This is a genomic window from Tardiphaga robiniae, from assembly GCF_013359755.1.
Taxonomy (GTDB): Bacteria; Pseudomonadota; Alphaproteobacteria; order Rhizobiales; family Xanthobacteraceae; genus Tardiphaga; species Tardiphaga robiniae.
The window spans coordinates 144,656-163,819 of record NZ_JABMCJ010000078.1 but is presented as its reverse complement, the minus strand read 5'-3'; the positions used below and the strand labels follow the sequence as shown (position 1 = coordinate 163,819).

Annotated in this window: 14 protein-coding genes; 9 read left to right on the top strand and 5 right to left on the bottom strand. The window is 57.3% G+C overall.

The features are described from left to right. Window positions 1-66: 66 nt before the first annotated feature. The 4 genes from HP556_RS10595 (at window position 67) to HP556_RS10580 (ending at window position 6,583) form a co-directional block, all read left to right on the top strand. Complete coding sequence (locus tag HP556_RS10595; protein WP_175366968.1) at window positions 67-1,887, top strand: hypothetical protein; 1,821 nt, start codon at window positions 67-69, stop codon at window positions 1,885-1,887. Between the two features lie 64 nt (window positions 1,888-1,951). Continuing rightward, window positions 1,952-4,942 (top strand): patatin-like phospholipase family protein, encoded by a 2,991-nt coding sequence (locus HP556_RS10590; RefSeq protein ID WP_175366967.1) that lies wholly within the window; start codon window positions 1,952-1,954, stop codon window positions 4,940-4,942. A 69-nt stretch (window positions 4,943-5,011) separates the two neighbouring features. Next, entirely contained in the window at window positions 5,012-5,878 is an 867-nt protein-coding gene (locus tag HP556_RS10585) for a hypothetical protein (RefSeq protein WP_175366966.1), read from the top strand. Further along, the gene (locus HP556_RS10580) at window positions 5,879-6,583 is read left to right on the top strand and encodes a hypothetical protein (RefSeq protein WP_175366965.1); all 705 of its coding nucleotides are present in this window, start codon (window positions 5,879-5,881) and stop codon (window positions 6,581-6,583) included. Window positions 6,584-7,013: 430 nt separating this feature from the next. Here the strand turns inward: HP556_RS10580 and HP556_RS10575 are convergent, their stop codons facing one another. From HP556_RS10575 to HP556_RS10565, 3 genes are all read right to left on the bottom strand, one after another. Next, window positions 7,014-8,774 (bottom strand): AIPR family protein, encoded by a 1,761-nt coding sequence (locus tag HP556_RS10575; protein ID WP_175366964.1) that lies wholly within the window; start codon window positions 8,772-8,774, stop codon window positions 7,014-7,016. A gap of 215 nt (window positions 8,775-8,989) precedes the next feature. After that, the gene (locus tag HP556_RS10570) at window positions 8,990-9,907 is read right to left on the bottom strand and encodes a hypothetical protein (protein ID WP_175366963.1); all 918 of its coding nucleotides are present in this window, start codon (window positions 9,905-9,907) and stop codon (window positions 8,990-8,992) included. A 50-nt stretch (window positions 9,908-9,957) separates the two neighbouring features. Next, window positions 9,958-10,194 carry a hypothetical protein gene (locus HP556_RS10565; protein WP_175366962.1) on the bottom strand — a complete coding sequence of 79 codons (237 nt, stop codon included), beginning with the start codon at window positions 10,192-10,194 and terminating at the stop codon, window positions 9,958-9,960. Window positions 10,195-12,393: 2,199 nt separating this feature from the next. Between HP556_RS10565 and HP556_RS10560 the strand changes: the two genes are divergently transcribed. Both HP556_RS10560 and HP556_RS10555 read left to right on the top strand, forming a co-directional pair. Further along, on the top strand, window positions 12,394-13,134 hold the full coding sequence (locus HP556_RS10560) for a Crp/Fnr family transcriptional regulator (protein WP_175366961.1): 741 nt from the start codon (window positions 12,394-12,396) through the stop codon (window positions 13,132-13,134). 10 nt (window positions 13,135-13,144) lie between these two features. Continuing rightward, a complete protein-coding gene (locus HP556_RS10555) occupies window positions 13,145-13,336 on the top strand; it encodes a hypothetical protein (RefSeq protein ID WP_175366960.1) in 192 nt (63 codons plus the stop codon). Window positions 13,337-13,445: 109 nt separating this feature from the next. Here the strand turns inward: HP556_RS10555 and HP556_RS10550 are convergent, their stop codons facing one another. Both HP556_RS10550 and HP556_RS10545 read right to left on the bottom strand, forming a co-directional pair. Continuing rightward, window positions 13,446-13,718, bottom strand: a complete 273-nt coding sequence (locus tag HP556_RS10550) for a hypothetical protein (RefSeq protein WP_147421613.1) — start codon at window positions 13,716-13,718, stop codon at window positions 13,446-13,448. 320 nt (window positions 13,719-14,038) lie between these two features. Beyond that, the gene (locus HP556_RS10545) at window positions 14,039-14,215 is read right to left on the bottom strand and encodes a hypothetical protein (protein ID WP_175366959.1); all 177 of its coding nucleotides are present in this window, start codon (window positions 14,213-14,215) and stop codon (window positions 14,039-14,041) included. Window positions 14,216-14,233: 18 nt separating this feature from the next. Here HP556_RS10545 and HP556_RS10540 point away from each other — a divergent pair, with 18 nt between their 5' ends. The 3 genes from HP556_RS10540 to HP556_RS10530 are packed head-to-tail and all read left to right on the top strand — an operon-like array spanning window position 14,234 to window position 19,164. Then, on the top strand, window positions 14,234-15,511 hold the full coding sequence (locus tag HP556_RS10540; protein ID WP_175366958.1) for a cytochrome P450: 1,278 nt from the start codon (window positions 14,234-14,236) through the stop codon (window positions 15,509-15,511). Next, window positions 15,508-17,574 (top strand): hypothetical protein, encoded by a 2,067-nt coding sequence (locus tag HP556_RS10535; RefSeq protein ID WP_175366957.1) that lies wholly within the window; start codon window positions 15,508-15,510, stop codon window positions 17,572-17,574. The genes HP556_RS10540 and HP556_RS10535 overlap by 4 nt, the downstream gene beginning before the upstream one ends. A 6-nt stretch (window positions 17,575-17,580) precedes the next feature. Continuing rightward, complete coding sequence (locus tag HP556_RS10530) at window positions 17,581-19,164, top strand: Dyp-type peroxidase (RefSeq protein WP_175366956.1); 1,584 nt, start codon at window positions 17,581-17,583, stop codon at window positions 19,162-19,164.

Genomic DNA, 19,164 nt, shown 5'->3' with positions numbered 1-19,164 from the left:
TGACGCATTGCCAAGCTTCATCGTCAAGTTTTTTCAGATGCGATTTCAACCCGCCGGGGACACGGTATGGCCGATCAGGAATTGCTCGCGATCGTATGGGGAGAGACGTCGGGGCTGGCAGCGAAGGATCGCAACGATGAGACGCTGCGACGATTGCATTCCGTGGTCGCCAAGCTGGCTGCTACAGCACAACGCCGCGGTCTAGGCAGCAAACTGAAGCAACTCCTGGCGCCACGGGCCAACGACGATGTAAAGATGGCCGCCTACAACGCGGTGTCGTCGGCGGTGAAGTCAATCAATGCGGATGCCTATCATCCCGAGATCGAGCTACCGGCGCGCGCTGTGCTCTGGGAAGTCAACGAGAACGGCGTACCGCGGCGCGACAAAGTGCCGCCGAAATCCGTCAGCTGGATTTTCGACGCGAATGTTACTTCCGGAGGTGATTTTGTTGCCGGTTCCGGCGTCGATACGCGAACCTATCGGCTGTTCGAATTTGCCAAGGCTCCCGCCGACGACGAACTCCCCTTTGTGTCAGGCTACAGCGGCTCCGGCGTTGTTGTGTCCGAAGGCCCGCGGCCCTGGTATCGGAGTCCGAACTGGGGAATCGGGTTGCTCGGCGGCGCGTTGTTTTTTCTCGCCTCCTTCAGCCTGCTCTGGACTGCCAGCAGCTTCAGTCAGGCCTACGATCTGATGAGCAACCGGCAGGTCGGATTGGCTGGTGCCTTCATCGCTTCGTCGTGCCCGGCCGGTGCCGATGCAGACCAATCGAAATATTGTCTGACGGAAGAAGACAGCAAGAAAACAGCGGCCGAAAGAAAACCTATCTACGAAAAAAAGTTGGCTGACTTTGCTGCGGACGCATCGACTTGTGTAAAGCACCTGACTGACTGGGCCATCAGCGAAGAAGCCGCACGAGAAGCGCTGGCCAAGACCGGAAAGCTCGCGCAGCCGCAACGCAACAATCCAGAGCTCGACGTACCTTGCCTGAAGTTACTCGGATACGCGGTGACCTATTCGGCTAAATCGCTGGTGATCAAGGCCGACACCTTCGTCGGACGGGTGGCGCAGTTCATCGGCAACGGGCTTTTCGGATGGCACGTGCCGGCGGACGGACTGCAGGCCGTTTCGCTCGGCATGCCATCGAGCCTAATGATGCTCGGGGTCGTGCTCGTACTGGTCGGACTGGGCAGAGGCGTCACCGGTTCTCCGCTTGGCGCGTTGATCAGCCCGAACGGACGCTATTCGCTGGCGCTCGCCCAGGTCACGTTCTGGACCATTTTAATTCTGACTAGCGTCATGGCCATTGCCATTTTCAACGGCGGGCTGGTTTCCGAACTGGTGAGGTACTTTGCCAAGGCCACCTCCTTTCCCGATGCGGCGGTAAAGGGATTCTTCCCCTACATCCCCGAGGGAATTTGGGCCGTGCTGGGCATCTCGTTCGGCACCACAGCGGTCTCAGTCCTATTCAAGTCGATCAAGGGCGATGTCTCGGATTCATCGCCATCAGCGATAGCGGAGGGTAGATCGCAGCAGATTGGCGGAGTTGGTTTTTTAAAATCTCCCATCGCCGGCGCCGATCCTGCGCATCGTGGTTCGATTGCCGACTGGTTCCTCGGCGAGGAGGAGGCCAACAAGGACAAGATCGACATCTCGCGCGTGCAGATGGTGCTCATTACGGCGGGACTTCTAGTGACGTACGGAAACGCGATCTTTGCCGCGGTCCGCGATCTCGCGCCGCAAGAAATCATTCTGGCGATTCAGAATGTCCAGATTCTGATTTCCACCTTGCCGCCCGTCGGGGCGTCCATGGCGATCATGCTTGCGGTCAGCCACGCCACCTATCTCCTGTCGAAGGCGGCGGACAAGCCAGCTACACATGGACAATGAGACCATTGATGTGGATCGCTGCTTCAAGGTGGGTGCGCATGGTGCAGATAGGTGAAGAGCCACGATGGATGAGCTGAAGCGTCAACTCTCAGACAAGCTTACCGCCTCAAAGGAAGCGGCGCGAAAGGCGACTGCCTTCGTCGCGGAAACCGTCATTGGAGAAGACAAATCGTTCCTGGCTGACGCCGGTGACATCCTTCAGGATGAGTTCAAGGCTATTGGGCTTCGGCGAATAATACTGGAAGGCGGTGTATGTGCCACATCCGGACCACTGACCCTCGATCCGAAGGATGCCGAAGAAAAAATTCGGGATTATTACCAAAAGGCGCATGGCCTACAGGACTTGTCTGCGCTTTGTCTCTCCGGTGGCGGTATCCGCAGTGCGGCCTTCGCCTTGGGCGTGGTGCAGGGCCTTGCCCGACGAAAGATCCTGGATCGGTTCGACTATCTCTCAACGGTTTCCGGTGGTGGCTATCTCGGAAGTTTTCTCACCGCCTGGGTGCAGCGCAAGGGCTTTGAACCGGTTTGCGGCGACCTCGTCGGGAATTTCAAGCCGGGCGAGACGTCACCATTGCAATATCTGCGGCGCTACACCAGCTATCTGACGCCGGACCGCGGCCTTGTCACCGCCGATTCGTTGACGGTGCTCGCGCTGTACGTGCGCAACCTGTTTCTGAACTGGCTGATCATCGTCCCGCTCGTGCTCTGCGCGATCGTCGCTCCCAAGATGTATGTCGCGGTCGTTGGAGCGCTGCCCAAGACAGAGTTCATCATTTCTTCTTCGCTGATGTTGGCGATCACCGTAATGGGACTGGCGGCACTGGAATCGCTTCGGCAACGGCCCGGCTGGGAAAGCCAGATTAGGCGCGGTCCCAAGGCCTTCCAGACTTGGCAGAAATGGCCGATGCTGATTGCAGGCTTGGCCACGAGCGTTGCCGCTCTGAAATTCCTGGACGGAGGTGTCTCGAACTGTGCGGCACTATCGCTCGGTGATGAGGCTTACTATCCGGGAGTGCAGACCGAAGCAGCTCGGAAAGCCGTGCTGCTTGGCGATGCAATACTGTTTCCGGCAGGGATTGTTGCCGCAGTCAGCTTCATCGCCTGGATGATCGCATTCTTTATGTCTAGGCCACCGAACGAATCAGAAATTTCGACTCGGTCGACAGTACGAGCGGGAACAAGTGACGCAATCTGGTCAGTGATTTTTTTCACTTTGTCCGGTGCTGTAATCGGCATGGTCCTCGGACTGGCATTCTACTGGACTGCCGGAGTTTGCAATGCGGCGCTGCGAGCATCGGTCATTCTCTTCTTTGGTCCGCCGATCATGATTGCCGCCTGCTTTTTGGGCGAAATGATCTATATTGGTCTTAGCAGCGATTCCAAATGGAGCGACGGGGAACGTGAGTGGTTAGCGACGGCGGAAGGATATCACGGGCGTACGTCGGTCGCCTGGATGCTGCTGATGCTGCTGGTGTTCGGTGGGTCGTACGCCATCTTCCATATGGCCAAGGAGCCGAAATGGTACAGCTTGTTGCTGCCGACTCTTGGCGGCACTGGTGGTCTCACCGCCGTGATCGTCGCATGGCTGGGCAAGGCGTCGGCGACAGCAGCGACAATTCGCGAGCGATATGACACCTGGAAGAACTGGTCGTCGGCGGCCATTTTGGCCGTAGCCATGCCCGTGTTCTTGATCATCACGATCAGCTTCCTCTCGGCTGGAGTTGACTGGCTTATCGCCGGAAATGCGCTGTTCTATGAAATGAAAGTTAGTGAGTGGGGCATTGACCGCTTGACGGCTGCCGCACCGGACATGAGCCTTCTCTTGCGGCTTTCGATTGTTCTGGCGATCTGCCTGACCGTCCTGTTGGGGGCCTCCTACAGGATCAATACGAACCGTTTCTCTCTACACGGCCTGTATCGAAACCGGCTGATACGCGCGTTTCTGGGCGCCTCCCGAGCGTCGGCCGAAAGAATGCCAAACCCGCTCACAGGTTTTGATGAGAAGGATAATGAATATATTTGTGATCTCTGGCCAAATAAGCATAAGGCCGGCATCCCTCCGCATTTTCTTGTCGTCAATTGCTCGCTGAACGTTCTGCGCTCCTCGGAGCTAGCATGGCAGGAGCGAAAGGCACTGTCGCTGACAATCACGTCGCGCACGGTGGGCGCGCGGGCGCTCAACGAGTGGAAGGGTCATTATCGTCTGGCGAGCGAGTACAGCGACCGCATCACGCTCGGGACGGCGATGACCATATCGGGGGCCGCCGTCAGTTCAAACATGGGGTACCATTCGTCGTCCGCATTGAGCGTGCTGCTTACCTTTTTCAACGTTCGCCTTGGGGCCTGGCTCGGCAATCCGGGGCCGGCCGGCGCTAATATCTACCAGAAGTCGGGGCCGCGCTTCTCGGCCTGGCCCATCCTAATCGAGGCGCTCGGATTGACGACGGAAAAAAGAAGTTACGTCTATCTGTCCGATGGCGGTCATTTCGAAAATCTTGGCCTCTACGAGATGATTCAGCGACGATGTCGTTTCATTGTGCTCAGCGACGCCGGATGCGACCCCGACATCACCTTCGAAGATCTCGGCAACGCGGTGCGCAAGATTTCGATCGACCTCAATGTGAGAGTCGAGTTTGACGGGTTACGCATTCCGGCACGAAGGAATCCACCCGTAACCGGAGCGTACTTCGCGACAGCCCGGATCATCTATCCGGAGGCCGACGCGCCGGTCGGCAGGTTGCTTTACATCAAGCCGAGCTATCAAGGAACTGAGCCGCCGTCCGTGCGGAGCTATGCTGAAGCCAACCCTGCTTTTCCGCACGAGCCTACGGGTGACCAGTTCTTCGGCGAGTCGCAGTTCGAAGCATATCGGGCGCTTGGCGAGCACATCATTCAGACTCTCGATGGCGGCAGCCAGCGCAGCTACACGGATGTAGAGCGGTTCATGGATGCCGTACTGGCTTACAGCAAGAAGAGCTCTGCAACCGACAAGAAGTCTTCGGCGGCCGTCCAGTCACGCAATTCTTTCCGCAGGTCGCCAAGGCGCAACGAATGAACTGGACGGCAGAGTTTACGGCATCGGGTTCGAAATCCTTCCCACTGGACTAATGAATGGGGTGCGGCAATGAAATACGCGGCTAAATTTGGGTGCCTGTTGATCGTGCTCGGCGCTGCCGTTCCGGCGTATGGCCAATCTTTAGAGGATGCGGCGGTGTGCGGCAGCCTTACACGCGATGGGCGCAGGGGACTCTATCTCGCTTACCCCATGTTTTCGCCGGGCGAGACCAAAGTGAAGGGAACGGGTGGCTGCGGGCCCGATTCAAATCTCTGTATCAGTCGTGTCAATGGCATCAACGTTTTCGATCCTGGCGCGAAATTCTACTACGTTCCCGACCCGGTGCCGGCGAACGAAGAGGGAGTCTGGCATGTTCGTACCCAAACCCAGGCGCTTGATATCGATGGAGCCGATCTCGCCTTGATCAGGCGGCCAGCCATCAGAACCCAATGCTCGCCGAACGCCCTGCTCGAGATCTCGCCAGATGGTCCACGGGTCAGCGTGGACGACTATATCGATTATCACAACGGCAGGCGCGGCGCTTGGGAGTTTGGCCGCTATTTCCACTTCAAGATACAGAATCCTCCCGGTGCTCAGCAGAACTGCATCAGTACCGCCAGCAGGACTATGGGCGATCTCAACAGTATTTATGGCTTCGAAGGAGTGGCCAGAAGGGATCGTAAGCTTTCCCGTTATTCGATTATGTCGAAGGCGGAGGCATCGACAACCCGCTATGCCGGTCTTTCGTCAGAATTTGCTTATCACAATCCCCAGGAGGTGGCCTGTTTTGGCTTCAGCGGGCCGACGCTGACGCGGTCTGATCTGGCGCAATCGGATATCAGCTGGCGCCCGCAAGCGACGACGATCTGGATCAAGCGACTGCGAGGGCGGGAGGTGACGGTCGATATGGCGCGCCGCGTCACGTGGAGACAATAGATGCGCAAATGGCCGCTGAATTTTCCGGCTTACTGGGTGGTGGAAAACGCGAAGGTTGAGGATTTTTTTGCGAAGCTGATTTGGCTGATTGTCCCGCTGCAATACGTATTGCTGACGCGAATTGCCGGCGGCTTGAATTCGGATGACTATATGGTAGCCGCCTTGCTATCGTTGAGTTCCATCGTTCTACTGTTGATCGCCGGCTCTGCGACCGCCGGCATCGTGATTGTGATTATCAAGCGCGCCAGGGGCAACTATCAGCAAGTCGCTCGAATGTGGATGGTCACGCTTTTAATATGCTGGGCGGGCGCCAATGTCCTCTATGCCATCTCAATATTTTACGGCGAACGGTTGGAGTGGGACGGAGATATTGTCGGCGAGTTCCTTCGTGATTGGATGGGCCACCGCCTGAAGATCCCATGGAGCCTTGGACCGTTGCCTGGTCCAAATTGGCCAACTTTCCTGTCCTATGTGACATTCGCGTACCTGGCCGTCGCCATTTGCTTCCTCGCGCGAATCCTACATCGCCGGTTTTCTCCCAGCGATCGGGAGTCGCCTCCGCTGCCGGAGCCGGACCTAGTCTGGCCGGGTGTTGTGGTCGCAGGGGTCATGATGTTGATCATGGTTGTTGCGACGAAACCGCATGCGAGATCTGCTGAATGCAAGTTTGGCTGCCCGCTGGCGACGCAAGAACTCGCCACATAATTGCAGCGTAATGAGGCCAGCGGGGTGCAGGGCAGTGATAACGGAATGGCCGCCCCTCACGCGAAACGGACGTTGGCGCACGCTCTTTGATTCTTCAGGCAGTTTAGGTTTGAGCTGGCTCATCCGTGCAATCACCCCTTCGGCAACCGGTCGTGTTGAGGGTGACGCAACGCGCGCAGCGACTGGACGAGTATGACTTGCTTGCTCGCAAGCCGCCGGTCACGTAGCGGAAGTGCCACTTGCGTACTGGCATCTATCGACGGGATGTCGGATACCATGACACGAAGGGCGCACGATCGGTGCGGCTCCCCCATGACGTACGCGAAGGCCAGCGAGCTTGTCTCGTTTGCAACAGCAATTGAAGAAGCCAAAGTCTAGCCGAAAGGTACAGAGTCAAATGCTTGAGGACGCCTTGTAAAACGCCTCGCGCCTAGTCTGCAGACCAACGATACTCGAAATCCTCAGGCTTAAGTTGCGTGGCCTCGGCTAACTTCTTCTTGATATCGGCCCCTCCTGGCATCAGTTGAAGCATATTGGAGTAGTTACGAATCGCTCCATTGATGCCGGCAAGGCAGGTTTTCGTTTTTACCCAGTTTTGTGGACTGAATACACGATTAGCGGGCTGCGGTTCGTTGGCGGCGGCTTCGAGAGCCATATTGAGACTGACGCCCGCGATCTTCACGATTTCACTCACCATGCCTTGGGAGGCAGCTACATCATACGCCTTACTAGGGATGGGAACACGTTCGGCATGGTTATTCATGATCGAAAAACACATACCTATGGCATAGAGGTGATGGTACGGAGCGTATGCCTTCATGGCGAGCAAGGTTTCGTTCAAACCGAGCGGGTTTGAATTGACCCAGGTCACCATTACGGCGTTCATCCACGTGGTGAGCGCTAGGACGTTCTCAGGTGCGTAGTCCTTGTTCTTGAAAAGCGTCTCAAAGTATTTGTCGAAGATCTTCGTCTCTCCGTAAGAGAGATTGGGCCGCTGCGAATGCCAAGCAATCAGGTTCTTTGCGAAGCCGGAAAGATCGACAACTAAGGTCTCGTCCTTCTCGGGCGTTGCCGTTTCCCCCCGCTTACAAATGAAAGCACCATTGGGATATCGAAGCTCGTAAGCTTTTTTGATCGCGAGCACGCGTTTGTCGTTGCTTCGTAAATCTCGCGCCTTCACCGCACTCTGAGAATTTGTCGAAATTGAAATCTTGTCCGCACGGTCTCGCTGCGGAATTTCATAGAAGCGGAAAAGAATAAAGGCGTCGTCATGCTTTTTCACAGTCTCACTGCAAGAAAGTATCGTGTTAAGAGACTGGCATCCATTCACAACGCTAAGACCGCGTAACGACAAAGTGTGGCCCTCGAGTGTCATCTTATTGCACAACGCCGTTACGCCATTGTGAAAGAAAAAGAAGTCTGATCGTTTGTCGCCGAGTATGGTGCTGCGAATGCCCTTATTCACAGCATTGCTCGACCCCAAGCTTTGTCGCACATTTTTTTGAAATAGACTTCCATCCTTGATACCGGGGAGCTTCACACACTCCTTAAGCGGAACGGCAGCGATCACGACCGGCGTTCCCGCCACCTCGTGATACATGTACTTACTGCCTTCCAACTGAAGGGTGTAATTGATACTCGGGTTGTCGGTCTCAATGGCGTATTCGTACCGCCGCCGAAGTTCGTCGTTGTCGATGACGTGAATAGCTGCATCAAAGTCTTCAGTTTCATTTAATCGAGCAAGCTCTTTCTGAAATGTATCTAGGTCGTGCATCGCGGCGTCCGTCAGCGAACCTGTCACAATCAGTTCGAACGAAACTTCGTAATCCTCATCAAGTGCGGCCGCTAATTCCGAGAGCTTACGCTGAAGTTTCGGGTTTGCTACATTTTGGAGGCGAGCTAAATCTTTAAGCTGAAGCCATGAGGAAAGTACCTCGCGCAAAGGCTCCGCATCGACGGTCTGACCTTGAATAAACTTGCCTTGTACGATGTGAACAAGGGCTTTCTCATTATCGATGACGATCGCGTCGATCTGCTTATCGTTGCTACCGTCCGTGATATCGTCGCGCGTTTCGTTCATGTCCCGGAAAAGGATATTACGCAGATACCAAGCTACAAAGCGTTGTCCGTCGTTGGCAAATCGTGCTTGAAAATAATCGGACGCAATTTGTTTTTTAATAAGTTCATACATCAACTATCCCCCACCTGACGAGCGAAGTATGGCAGATGTGCGCCTGACGGCAAAGGGGGCGAGTGCCCGTGGGTTGGGCCGACCGATCGATGGCCGCTCGACAGAACGTGTCCCCGGCCCATGTAAGATTCGGGTGCGCGGGACGCGGATACTCGATTGCGTGGGACAAATCACGCCGCTCCGCTCAGACGTGTCGCAAGGGGGCATTGGAAGCGTCAACCGATCTGCGATTGCGTCAACTCGGTCAACCGTGGTTTTCGAACTGCAAAACTGGAAAAAGTTCGGGCTGCGGCGGCTGCGCGCGCCCCCCACCCTTGGGAAGGACCCTTTGTCCCATGCGGGGAGCGGCGATCGGCGAGGCTAGGAGGGGCGCAGGCAAAGCGGCGCGGGCGGCAAGACCGCGCGCAATCATCGCGCACCGATCTATCAAGCCCCTTGCCCCGCCTCAGCGTATCCGACGGATCGATCTCTAGCCGCATGACCCGTTCACCGTAAACGTACCCTCTCACTGATTTGATGTTACGAATTCGAGCGCGCTGATAATTCATTTGCGCGCCGAGCTTCAACCTCAAGATTGGTTTCATACGACCGCGGAGTCGCCGGGCGAGTCGGCCGAGGCCGAGCGACACCGTCAACAGACCATCGGGAAAACCGTCAGATAGCACGCGCGAAGTCGGTTGCCCGTCGATCCACGGGAACGCGACCGCCGTCGGCGCAACCGGCTCATATTCGACGAGCGCGCCGCGCAGCATAGCGACGAGCCGCACGAGTGCGTCTTGCCATGCGAAGTATTCAGCGCGCGCCGCGCTGATCGAGAGCGGTGACCCGGCGCGCCAGTTGAGCGGCTGACGCGGTTCGCGGTGCAAGTCATACGGCCCGCGCTTCATTGCGGCCTTGCCGCAGTTCGGCTTCAACTCGACGAGCGCGCCGGCATCGTCGACGCCCTCGACGACAGGCCGAGAGCGCAGCGCGCCCCGGCCGTCACGATGCGGCGCTTGCGCTGACGAGCAGCGCGGCGCGAAATCCCAGCCCGGCCGGCGGTTGCCGATGTCGCACGACATGACGAGCGCCTGCGGGTTAGGCGTAACGGCTGCGATCTCGCGCAGCGTCGCGACCTCGATAACCGGCAACATATCGCGTATAAGCTTGCGCGCGTCGTGGATGCCTTCAAAGCGCGCGACCGTCAGAGGCGCGCGACGGTATCAGCAACGCGCTCGGCACCCTCGTGCGGCGCGCCGGGCACATATCCGAGCGTATCAATCTCAGGCCGCGCGCCGGTCGCGATCGACATCGGGCGACGATCAAACCGTTTGACGATCACGCGGCCGCGATCGTCAGACGCCGGGCGGCCTTTCGGCAACTCGTCGCGCAGCGCCCAGCAAACCAGCTTTTCAAGGCGATATTTTTTTGATCGCTTCAAACCCCTGAACTGTTCCGAGCATGTAGGCATGTAGGGTCCATGTAGGGATTTTCGTTCGCCTACATGCCGTTTTTGTTAAATCTATTCAATTACTTACATGAATTTATGTAGGGTATGTAGGGTTAAGGGTCGTATTACGTATGGAAAAATTAGAAAGAGGGTGAAAAGCTCCTGTTTTCAAATTTGCATACGTGTGCGCGGGAAAAACCCTACATGCCCTACATGATCCTCGATAAGCTTCTGTGCTGCCTAGTGAATTTCGGCATGTAGGCGAACGAAAATCCCTACATGGACCCTACATGCCTACATGCCCCGCGCGCCGCAAATCGCCTCAACCGGCCGCAAAACAAGCAAGAAGCGGATTAATGCGGGCGTCGAGGGGGGTGTGACAGCTGTTCGAAAGGCACGTCGTCATCGACCGGCGCATCGCCTGCCGGCCGATCGCGATTCGGCATCTGCGGCACGTGCTTCAATTTCAGATGCAAGTATCGTTGCCCGCTCAAATGCCGCACCTTCTCGAAACCCTTCGTCGTCATCGCGCCGGCAAACGCCCTTTCCTGCCAAGTCTTGACCGCGTTAAGCTCGCCCTATGCCTGAAACGCCGCGAAAAGATCACTGTCGCCTACCACGCTCGCGGGCTTGCCATCCGGCTGCGCGGGCACGTTCTCGGGGCATACATGCCTACATGGTTGCGATCGATTCTCGGTCGATTCATTCCTAGCCCGTGAGTAACTATGTTCTTGGCGCTGTGCTTGCAACAAGCCTCGCCAAAATCTGGTGCAAAATATTCAGTCGCAGGGGGTGCTGCTTCGTATCGGTCGATTGATGTTATGCTGCTGTGCGAACTGATTTTTCAACCTTCGACGCTCGACGGCCCTTCCAGATGGGGTGCGGGGTAAAACGATCGGCCTGCTGTACGGCAGAAGTTGTTTCAAGCGATGCTAGGCTAGTCTATTGGCCAAATGCATTTGGGACAGAGGCCCAAAACACATTGCAGATCAATGGTGCCGCAATGTCCCAACAATTCAGCTAAGTGCTTGATCTAATTAAGATCACGCAATTCCTTACGGAGCGCCAATGATTTCAATCGCTTACGTGCCTATCATAAAATCTGTCGAATATTCGCCAAATAAGCGTGTGACGCTTGGGCGGACGTCGGCGATCGGATCTATGCTCCTGTCGCGTTGGTAGCCGCGAACGCATAGAGTCTGCGTGCCGAATTCACACGTTGTGGGTCAGGCCTTCCGGATAACTTCATTCAGGAGTCGTGCATCGCTCGGCATCCTCGCGCCAGAGCGCCACCGCTGGCTCTCCGCCGGTGCTCCTCGACAACGCCCCACTTTTCAACATGCGGTGTTTCAGCGACATCGTGATCGGGTCGGCATCCCGTTTCCAGCGTCGCATTATGTTAGGCGCTACAGCCCTTGACAGCGAGCGCCAAGTTCAAAGAAATCGGAGTGCTTCAGCTATTCATATTTTGCGCGTGTATAGCGCCGGCTTGGCAACGGAAGGCGGCTTCTTAAACGGCTGCATCTTTAGTTTTCCAGCCCCAGATTCGCCGGATACTCGAAGGCGAAGAACTACTGCCGCCCGCCATTGCGGGCACCATCAAGAAAGCAGTCGATAACGATAAGAAGCCCTTACAGACGACCATCATCGTCGGCCTGCTCCAAGCCCTCCAGGGCGACGACAAGTGGGGCAAGCTTCTGTGGGAGTGGGGATACGGCAAGGTGCCGGACAACATGGTGGTCGGCGGAGATTCCGAGAAGCAAGTCGAGCATACATTTACACTGAGGCTTTACAACAGCCAGCTACGCCCGGCCTAAGTTCTAGATATCTGGCGTGAGAGCTGCTTTCCGTTGGTCAACTGCATAAGAAACTGCATTTTTCTATCCAATCCTTGGGCGTGCAGCCGGCTGTATAAGAAAGAAACAAGAAGATATCCGAAGCGCGAACTGTATAAGAAATACGCATTTCTTATACAGTTCGCCGGCTGACTTCGAATGGCAGCTTCTGGGCGCAAAGAAATCATTGGTGTCAGTGCAAAACTCCTCGTCGTTTTCTGCCATTATTCGCGATAAATCCTGCGTCACTTCTTAAAGTCTTCATGGCAGGCTATGACTCTTGAGAGGGGCTTCGTCACACTACCAATGTGTCTAGCCTTGTTTTGAATATTTCTGGCATGGAGCAGCACTTGTGATGGCGCGAGGCGTTTCTCAGATCAATCCCCGATTGTCGATACTACGCAGTCATCCATTTTTCATTGATCTCGACGCCAAGGCATTAGATCAACTATGCCAGTATGCGAGCTTCCGAAAGTTCAAACGCGGGGCGACCGTCTTTGTGAGAGGAGATCCCGGCAATAGTCTCTTCGTCGTGGTGAGCGGCGCTGTCAAGATGAGCGTCGCCTCATCTGAGGGACGCAGTGCTATCCTTAATCTTGTGACGAAAGGTGAGATATTCGGGGAGATCGCCTTGCTCGATGGGCTTTCGCGAACGGCCGATGCGATCGCTCACACCAATTGCGAGCTTATTGTGATCGATCGGCGCGACTTCTTTCCATTTATCGAATCCCAACCGGCGCTGGCCGTGAAGTTCATTCACTTGCTTTGCGCCCGTCTGCGTTGGACAAGTGAGCAAGTCGAGCATGTCATTTTACAGGATCTACCTGCGCGGCTGGCGAACCTGCTGATCGGCTTGGCCGCGAAACACGAGCCTGCTGACGTCGGTCGTCCGTTTCTCGTGACTCAACAAGAGATCGGTGAGATGGTCGGAGTGACCAGAGAAAGCATCAACAAGCAACTTCGTGCCTGGTCCTTGAAAGGGTGGATCCGTCTTGAGCCGGGCAGTATCGCCGTCCTTAAGCCGAAGGCGCTAGCGGCTGTTGCCGAAGCCGAGCCCGCGACCCTCGATGAGCCGGGGAGCCCGCTCAAGGTGTGATGTGGTTCACATGACTTCGCTGGTGCTTGGTCCATTAGTGGCCGGGTATCAGGAGGTATTCGGCATGGCATCCGTCGACGAATTGGAGCAAACCTATCGCCGCATTTACCGACGCCTCACGCTCGGGGTGTTTATCCTCTACGGCATCGTTGTAGTGTTGGCTGTCACGGTGCTGCTCGGCAACCCGATAAAAAGCTTCTAGACGCCGGACAGGTGGGAGCCCCCATCCCGAAGGGCGGCTCGTCTGCGTGTGGCGACAGTGAGCTCGCTAACGCGAAGGGTTGGTTCCCCCTAAAGGTGAGGCGCGCCCGCTATGGGCTCGATAGATCCGAGAAATCGTATGGGATGACGTTCACGCAGCGGACGGGCTGATTCAGCACGTGTTCGGCGGCCAGGGCAAAATCATCCGTGTGAACCGCTTCGATCTCCGCTGCGCAGGCTTCATTGGAGACAAAGACGTAGAGGACGTCCTCATCCATTCCTCCGACTTTCATACCCAGGCACAAGCGGTCGTAAACACGCGGCCCCAGCAGACTGTTGAGCATGGCTTCGATGGCAAGTTGTTGTGTTGTCGTTGGTCGCATTTGGCCTCCATAAGGCTACTATGCGAATGAATGGACGGCTGTCTGTGATCTAGTTCACTGACGCGGGGAAATGCGGCAGCTAACGTGTCGGCCATGATGGCGCTGGCCAGCGGCTGGTTGTTGCGGCTTGCAAGTATGATAACAATCCTAGTTTTGGCGAGCTATCTTCGATGGAATATAGATAGTTCTACAACTACAAACGCTCTTGTTCTATTGCTGAGCACTCCAACCCAAGCCGAATAGGCGCACCGATGCATGGGATTCGCGAGACCAAGGATCTGGTGCTGCCGGCAGACGGCCAGGATCAACATTCATTGAAACTATTCCGGGATCAGGTGGTCGGCGACGATACGCCGGATCAGTCGGCAACCGGCATATCCGGCTCGAAGCTGGCTGATCCCAATGGACTCGATCCAGGTGGCGCCAGCGCTGTGGATCGCTTCGGACGCCGCCTGCGTATGTGGGGCGAGCTCGTCAAATATCGGCTGTCCTGCCACGTGCTCTCCCATCTTCGGTTGTTCAAGGCGGTCTTCGCGGTGCTGCGCGTCGTGCGGCCCATCACGATCGTCGGCAACGTCCTTGTGGCGACAAAAGCCAGCGATGTACGCGAGGTGCTCGAACGCTTCGACGACTTTGAACTGGGCGACACCATCGAGCCCGGAATGCCCTGGGGACCGTTTCTGATGACGGTCGATGGGCGAGAGCAGCATGCCCGCGAGAGGGAAATGCTGCAGAGCGTGGTCGAGAAGACTGATGCCCGGCTCATCCGGACGATCGCTTCCGAGAATTGCCAGTCCTGCATCGAGGCATTGAAGGACTCGGGCCAGATCGACGTTGTCGCCGATCTGGCGGAGCCGGTGATGGTTGCCGTCCTGGCCGAATACTTTGGCGTCCCTCCACTGAATGGAGACCGGCAGCGAATGGCAGGCGTCATGCGGAATCTGGCCGGCATCATTATGGTCAACCCGCCAGTTGGTTCGCTTCCGTGGAGCCGGTCTCGCGCCGATATCGCAGATCTGACCTGTCAACTGACGCAGCAGCTTGGATCCGGCGGCCCCACTACTGCCGCTGCATCGCACCCATCCATTCCAGCTCACAGCCTGCTGGCACGGTTGCAGCGCCGCCATGGTCAGCCGGGCAACCCGCCCTGGTTTGATGAGGAATGGATTCGCTGCTATCTGACCGGGCTGGTTGCGACGGGCGGAGCCACCATTATCCGCGGTGTCACCCATGCCGTGGATCAGTTGCTGGAGCAGGCCGGGGCTTTGGCGCATGCTCAGGCACTGTCCGCTGCACTCGAGCGTGCGATCCACACCGATCAAGGATCGGTCGCCGCTGATGCGCCGAATGGCCAGCTCGCAGCGGCGCGGGAGGCGTTACGTGGCTGCATCTATGAAGCCATGCGGTTTCGTCCGATGCTGCCTTTGCTGGTGCGAACATGCCCGCGTGATACGATCATCGCCAACGGCACCCCGCGGGCCCGGCGGGTGCCTGCCGGGACGCTTGTCTTGGCACCGCCGCTGGCGGCCATGTTCGATTCCGAAGCATTTCCAGACCCGCTCACATTTCGCGATCGTCCCATCGAGAGTTACTTTCATTTCGGTTTCGGGCCGCGCCACTGTTTCGGCAAATACATTGCTGACGTGGTCATGCTGGAGATCGTCCGCGCGCTGATGCGCCTGCCGGGTCTGGCGCGCGCGCCCGGACAGGGCGGTCAGGTCGGCTATGACGGGCCAGCACCTTGCTCGCTGCGCGTGACGTTCAATGCGAATGGATCGGAGCCCGTCCATTGAATCCGAATTTCACAACGATCATCACGCCGATCGAACCGTCCAAAGTTGAATGGTGCAGGGGCTATCTTCGCGACAATGCCGACCCGCAGTTTGGCGGTGAGGCAGCGTTTCTTGAGTGCCGCCCATTGTTTCCATTCGACAAGATTGCAGGTCTGCATTTTTGTAGTTTTGTCATCCTGGACGCTGCCGACGGGGGCGGGCCTTGTCTCGTATTCGAGGCAACGTTCGATGGCCCGAGAGCGGGTTTTCTGGATGAGCTGTTAAAGTATGCACCAATTGGTTTCGACGAGGTCTACCGCCGGTGTGTCGGCTATCCCTTGTCAGGAACAACGACCCCAAATCTGGTCCGGGAGTATTGGGAGCGCCATGACGTCGGTGCGAATACGTTCTTTAGTGGCAGTCCTGGCCGCACGGTGGTGCAGGTCAAAGGCGAGAACAGCGTTCGGAAGGGAATCGTGTCGTTTCTTTCGGCGCGATTTCTCGTCGATGCGATCTTGCCCGGTCGCCCGGCGGGGTTGCTCGATCTCGTGACACGAGAGTGCATTCGCGGCAGTGCCGACAATCGCTGGGCAGAGCAGCCGGCGCAATTGCCATGGCAGATGACGCTTCGAACCCAGATCGCTGTTGCGGCTGGTATCGTCGTTGCGCTGCTGGCATGCGCTCTGGGCGCACTCGTGTGCTGGGCTTTGGGCTATCGACCGTCAGCGCTCTACGCGGTGTTGCCGCTATGGCTTGAGACGGTCGGTCACGCAACGCAGCATCTCGATACAAAGGTATCGGCATTGCCGTGGGTCTCACAGCTCACCGAAGTCATACAGCCGGCAACGCTGACCGGCTTGATGTTATTGAGCGTGATGTGGCTGGTGGTCCGGGCGGCAGAACTTCTTCTCCGAAGTGCGAGCAAAAATACCCGCGACCAGCATCTGTTCTGGCGCTTTCCGCTGCAATTGGCGGTCGTTACACGATACGCGCTGCTCGGTGTGCTCATCGGTGTTGTCACGCTCGCGGTCATCTCCGGCGTTGACAGATCACCGACATGGGCCGGGATATTGGTGGATGGTCCGAGTGGGATCCTGATGTCGCTGGGTGCGGTGCTGGTGGTCATGTTCCAGCTTGTCTGCATTGGGGTGCTGTTGCTCCTCGGCTGGTATTGCACGACATCGCTGCAGTTGATGGTCGAGCTTCAGCCTCTCAGCAAGACGCGCGAGAATCTGCGGCGTATGGCATTGGACGTCATCCAGTTCGCCATGTTCCTTCTGGTCTCGGTCGGCGTCCTGCTCGTTGCAGCGCTGCTGCCGGAAACGGTCATCAGCAACGTGGCTGGAATGGCCAGATCGCTCACTTACGGCTGGCTTCTGATGGTTCTGTTGGGATGGAGCGGCGTGATGGCCGGCTATCTCGTCGGACTGCTGGCTCTGTGCGTGGTTGGGGCACTCGAGTATCGCGACAGGACGACGTTTGAACATCCCGCAGGTCTTTTGATCCGGGCTCGCGACAACGCGCGCAAATATGCGCGCGAGGAAGCCGGAATTAACCGGTACCAGAATCATCTGGCCAGCATCACCTGTGTAAAGCCGGGTGTCCTTCGATACTGGATCCTTCGACTGGTCCTGTTCGCCGTCAATGTTCTCGCGAAATTCTGGTTCAACAAGGGTGAGCTTGGCGGCATCCCAACCATCCTCTCGGCGCGCTGGGTGCTGATCGATGGTGGCCGGCGTCTGCTATTTCTCGACAATTTCGGCGGTGCCTGGGAGAGCTACCTCAACGAGTTCATCGATCTGGCCGCCGTGAAGGGGCTGAATGCGATCTGGACCAATACGTTCGTGAACGCGGCAGGGAAACGCTACGGTTTTCCGCCCACGCGTTTTCTGTTCTGGCAAGGCGCGCAGGATGCGAGGCCGTTCAAGGCCTATGTGCGGCAGAGCCAGGTGGAAACCATCGTCTGGTACGGCGCCTATCCTATGCTCGGTGTTGTCGGCATCAATGCGAACACCGATACCAGACAAGATCTGTTCGCTCCGTTGAGTTCGCCGGCTATCGATCGATTCCTCCAACGTCTTTGAAAAACCATGAACACGGAAAAAATCGAATGGCATGATGTGCAGGGGCTGCTGTTAAGCGGCTATCCGCAATTGCCGTACTCCGCCTATGTGGCCTGGCACTTTCTTCCAGGCCAGCGGGATGCTGCCAAGCGCTGGCTGCGCGATCTGGCCGAGCGATTAATGCGCGCGGACAGGATCGAGGCCGAAGGTGATGGTGCGCCGGATCTGCGGTTACCGCCGACGAATCTTCGGGCACTTAAGACCATGCGTGATGGCGACCGGACGGCGATCAATCTGGCCATCACTGCCAGCGGCCTCAAGGAGCTGGATCTCGACGAGCATCAGCTGTCGGACTTCTCCGTGGAATTTCTCGAAGGCATGGCGCCGAAGCCGACGTCTGGCAGACGGATGCCCCGACGCTCCGGCCTTCTCGGCGACGCGGGAGAAAGCTCACCGTGCCGATGGGAGTGGGGTGGATGGGGGCCGTCCGCCGAGGTGCACGGCATGCTGTTGCTTTATGCATCCGAAGAACATGTGTTGCAGGCCCTAGTCCAGGCGGAGCAGCGCGCGATGAACGGCGTTGCTGACGTTGTTGTGACTGGTGACCAAGGCAACGGCCGGCCCGTCATCGTCCATGGCCGCCTCTATGACGATGCCAAGGAGCATTTCGGCTTCGTCGACGGCATCTCGCAGCCGATCATCGAGGGGTCGCCCCTGGCTATCCGAAGCGAGGAAAACGCCAAGAACGAGAAAAAAGCCAAGTCTTGTCACACCCCCGCGGGCAGTGGCGAAAGAGACAAGGTCCTGAGCGCAAAAGACCGCCGCATCTCCCTGGTCAAGCCAGGCGAATTTGTGCTCGGCTATCGCAATGAACGTCGGGAGCGCATCAGCAGCCAATCCGTGAAGCCCGGCTCCAATTTGCGCGATCTGCTGCGTAACGGAACCTACCTGGTGTTCCGGCAACTGGAGCAGGACGTGGACGCCTTCGAGAAATTTGTTGCCAGCATCGCTACCCGAATGCATGGCAAAGCCGATGTCGAGGCGACAGAGGAGGTTGCGGCACGGCTGATCGGTCGGTACCGCAACGGTGCGCCGCTGGTGCGTGCCGGCACCGATTCACCGTCGGCACCCGAACGCAATGATTTTCTTTACGCCTACGAAGACGAGTCAGGGATGGCCTGTCCGATTGGCGCGCATATTCGCCGTGCCAATCCGCGCGATGCCATTGGCTCCGACCCGGATGTCGCACTGAAGCTGTCGAAGATGCATCGCATTATCAGGCGCGGCCGGCCGTATGGAGCCAGGCGCGGCGAGCAGGACGAGACAACCGGCAAGGGTTCTCGGCGCGGGACGGCGTTCATCGCGTTGAACGCCGATATCGCTGGCCAGTTCGAGATGATCCAGCATTCGTGGCTGAACAATCCTCAGTTCGGAGGACTACCCGTCGGGACCGATCCGATTAGCCATGTTGCCCATGACGGAGATGAACTCGTCATTCAGCAGAGACCGTTCAATCTCCATATCGAAAAATCTCGCCCCTTTGTCACGGTGCGCGGTGGGGCGTACTTTTTCCTGCCGGGTATCAATGCCATCCGCGCCTTGGCCGATTGA

Excerpts from the sequence above, each read along its gene's own strand:
- HP556_RS10585 (WP_175366966.1), top strand. The coding sequence starts at position 5,012 with ATGAAATACGCGGCTAAATTTGGGTGCCTGTTGATCGTGCTCGGCGCT.
- HP556_RS10555 (WP_175366960.1), top strand. The coding sequence starts at position 13,145 with ATGACTTCGCTGGTGCTTGGTCCATTAGTGGCCGGGTATCAGGAGGTA.
- HP556_RS10560 (WP_175366961.1), top strand. The coding sequence starts at position 12,394 with ATGGCGCGAGGCGTTTCTCAGATCAATCCCCGATTGTCGATACTACGC.
- HP556_RS10570 (WP_175366963.1), bottom strand. The coding sequence starts at position 9,907 with ATGTTGCCGGTTATCGAGGTCGCGACGCTGCGCGAGATCGCAGCCGTT.
- HP556_RS10580 (WP_175366965.1), top strand. The coding sequence starts at position 5,879 with ATGCGCAAATGGCCGCTGAATTTTCCGGCTTACTGGGTGGTGGAAAAC.
- HP556_RS10550 (WP_147421613.1), bottom strand. The coding sequence starts at position 13,718 with ATGCGACCAACGACAACACAACAACTTGCCATCGAAGCCATGCTCAAC.
- HP556_RS10530 (WP_175366956.1), top strand. The coding sequence starts at position 17,581 with ATGAACACGGAAAAAATCGAATGGCATGATGTGCAGGGGCTGCTGTTA.
- HP556_RS10590 (WP_175366967.1), top strand. The coding sequence starts at position 1,952 with ATGGATGAGCTGAAGCGTCAACTCTCAGACAAGCTTACCGCCTCAAAG.
- HP556_RS10575 (WP_175366964.1), bottom strand. The coding sequence starts at position 8,774 with ATGTATGAACTTATTAAAAAACAAATTGCGTCCGATTATTTTCAAGCA.
- HP556_RS10595 (WP_175366968.1), top strand. The coding sequence starts at position 67 with ATGGCCGATCAGGAATTGCTCGCGATCGTATGGGGAGAGACGTCGGGG.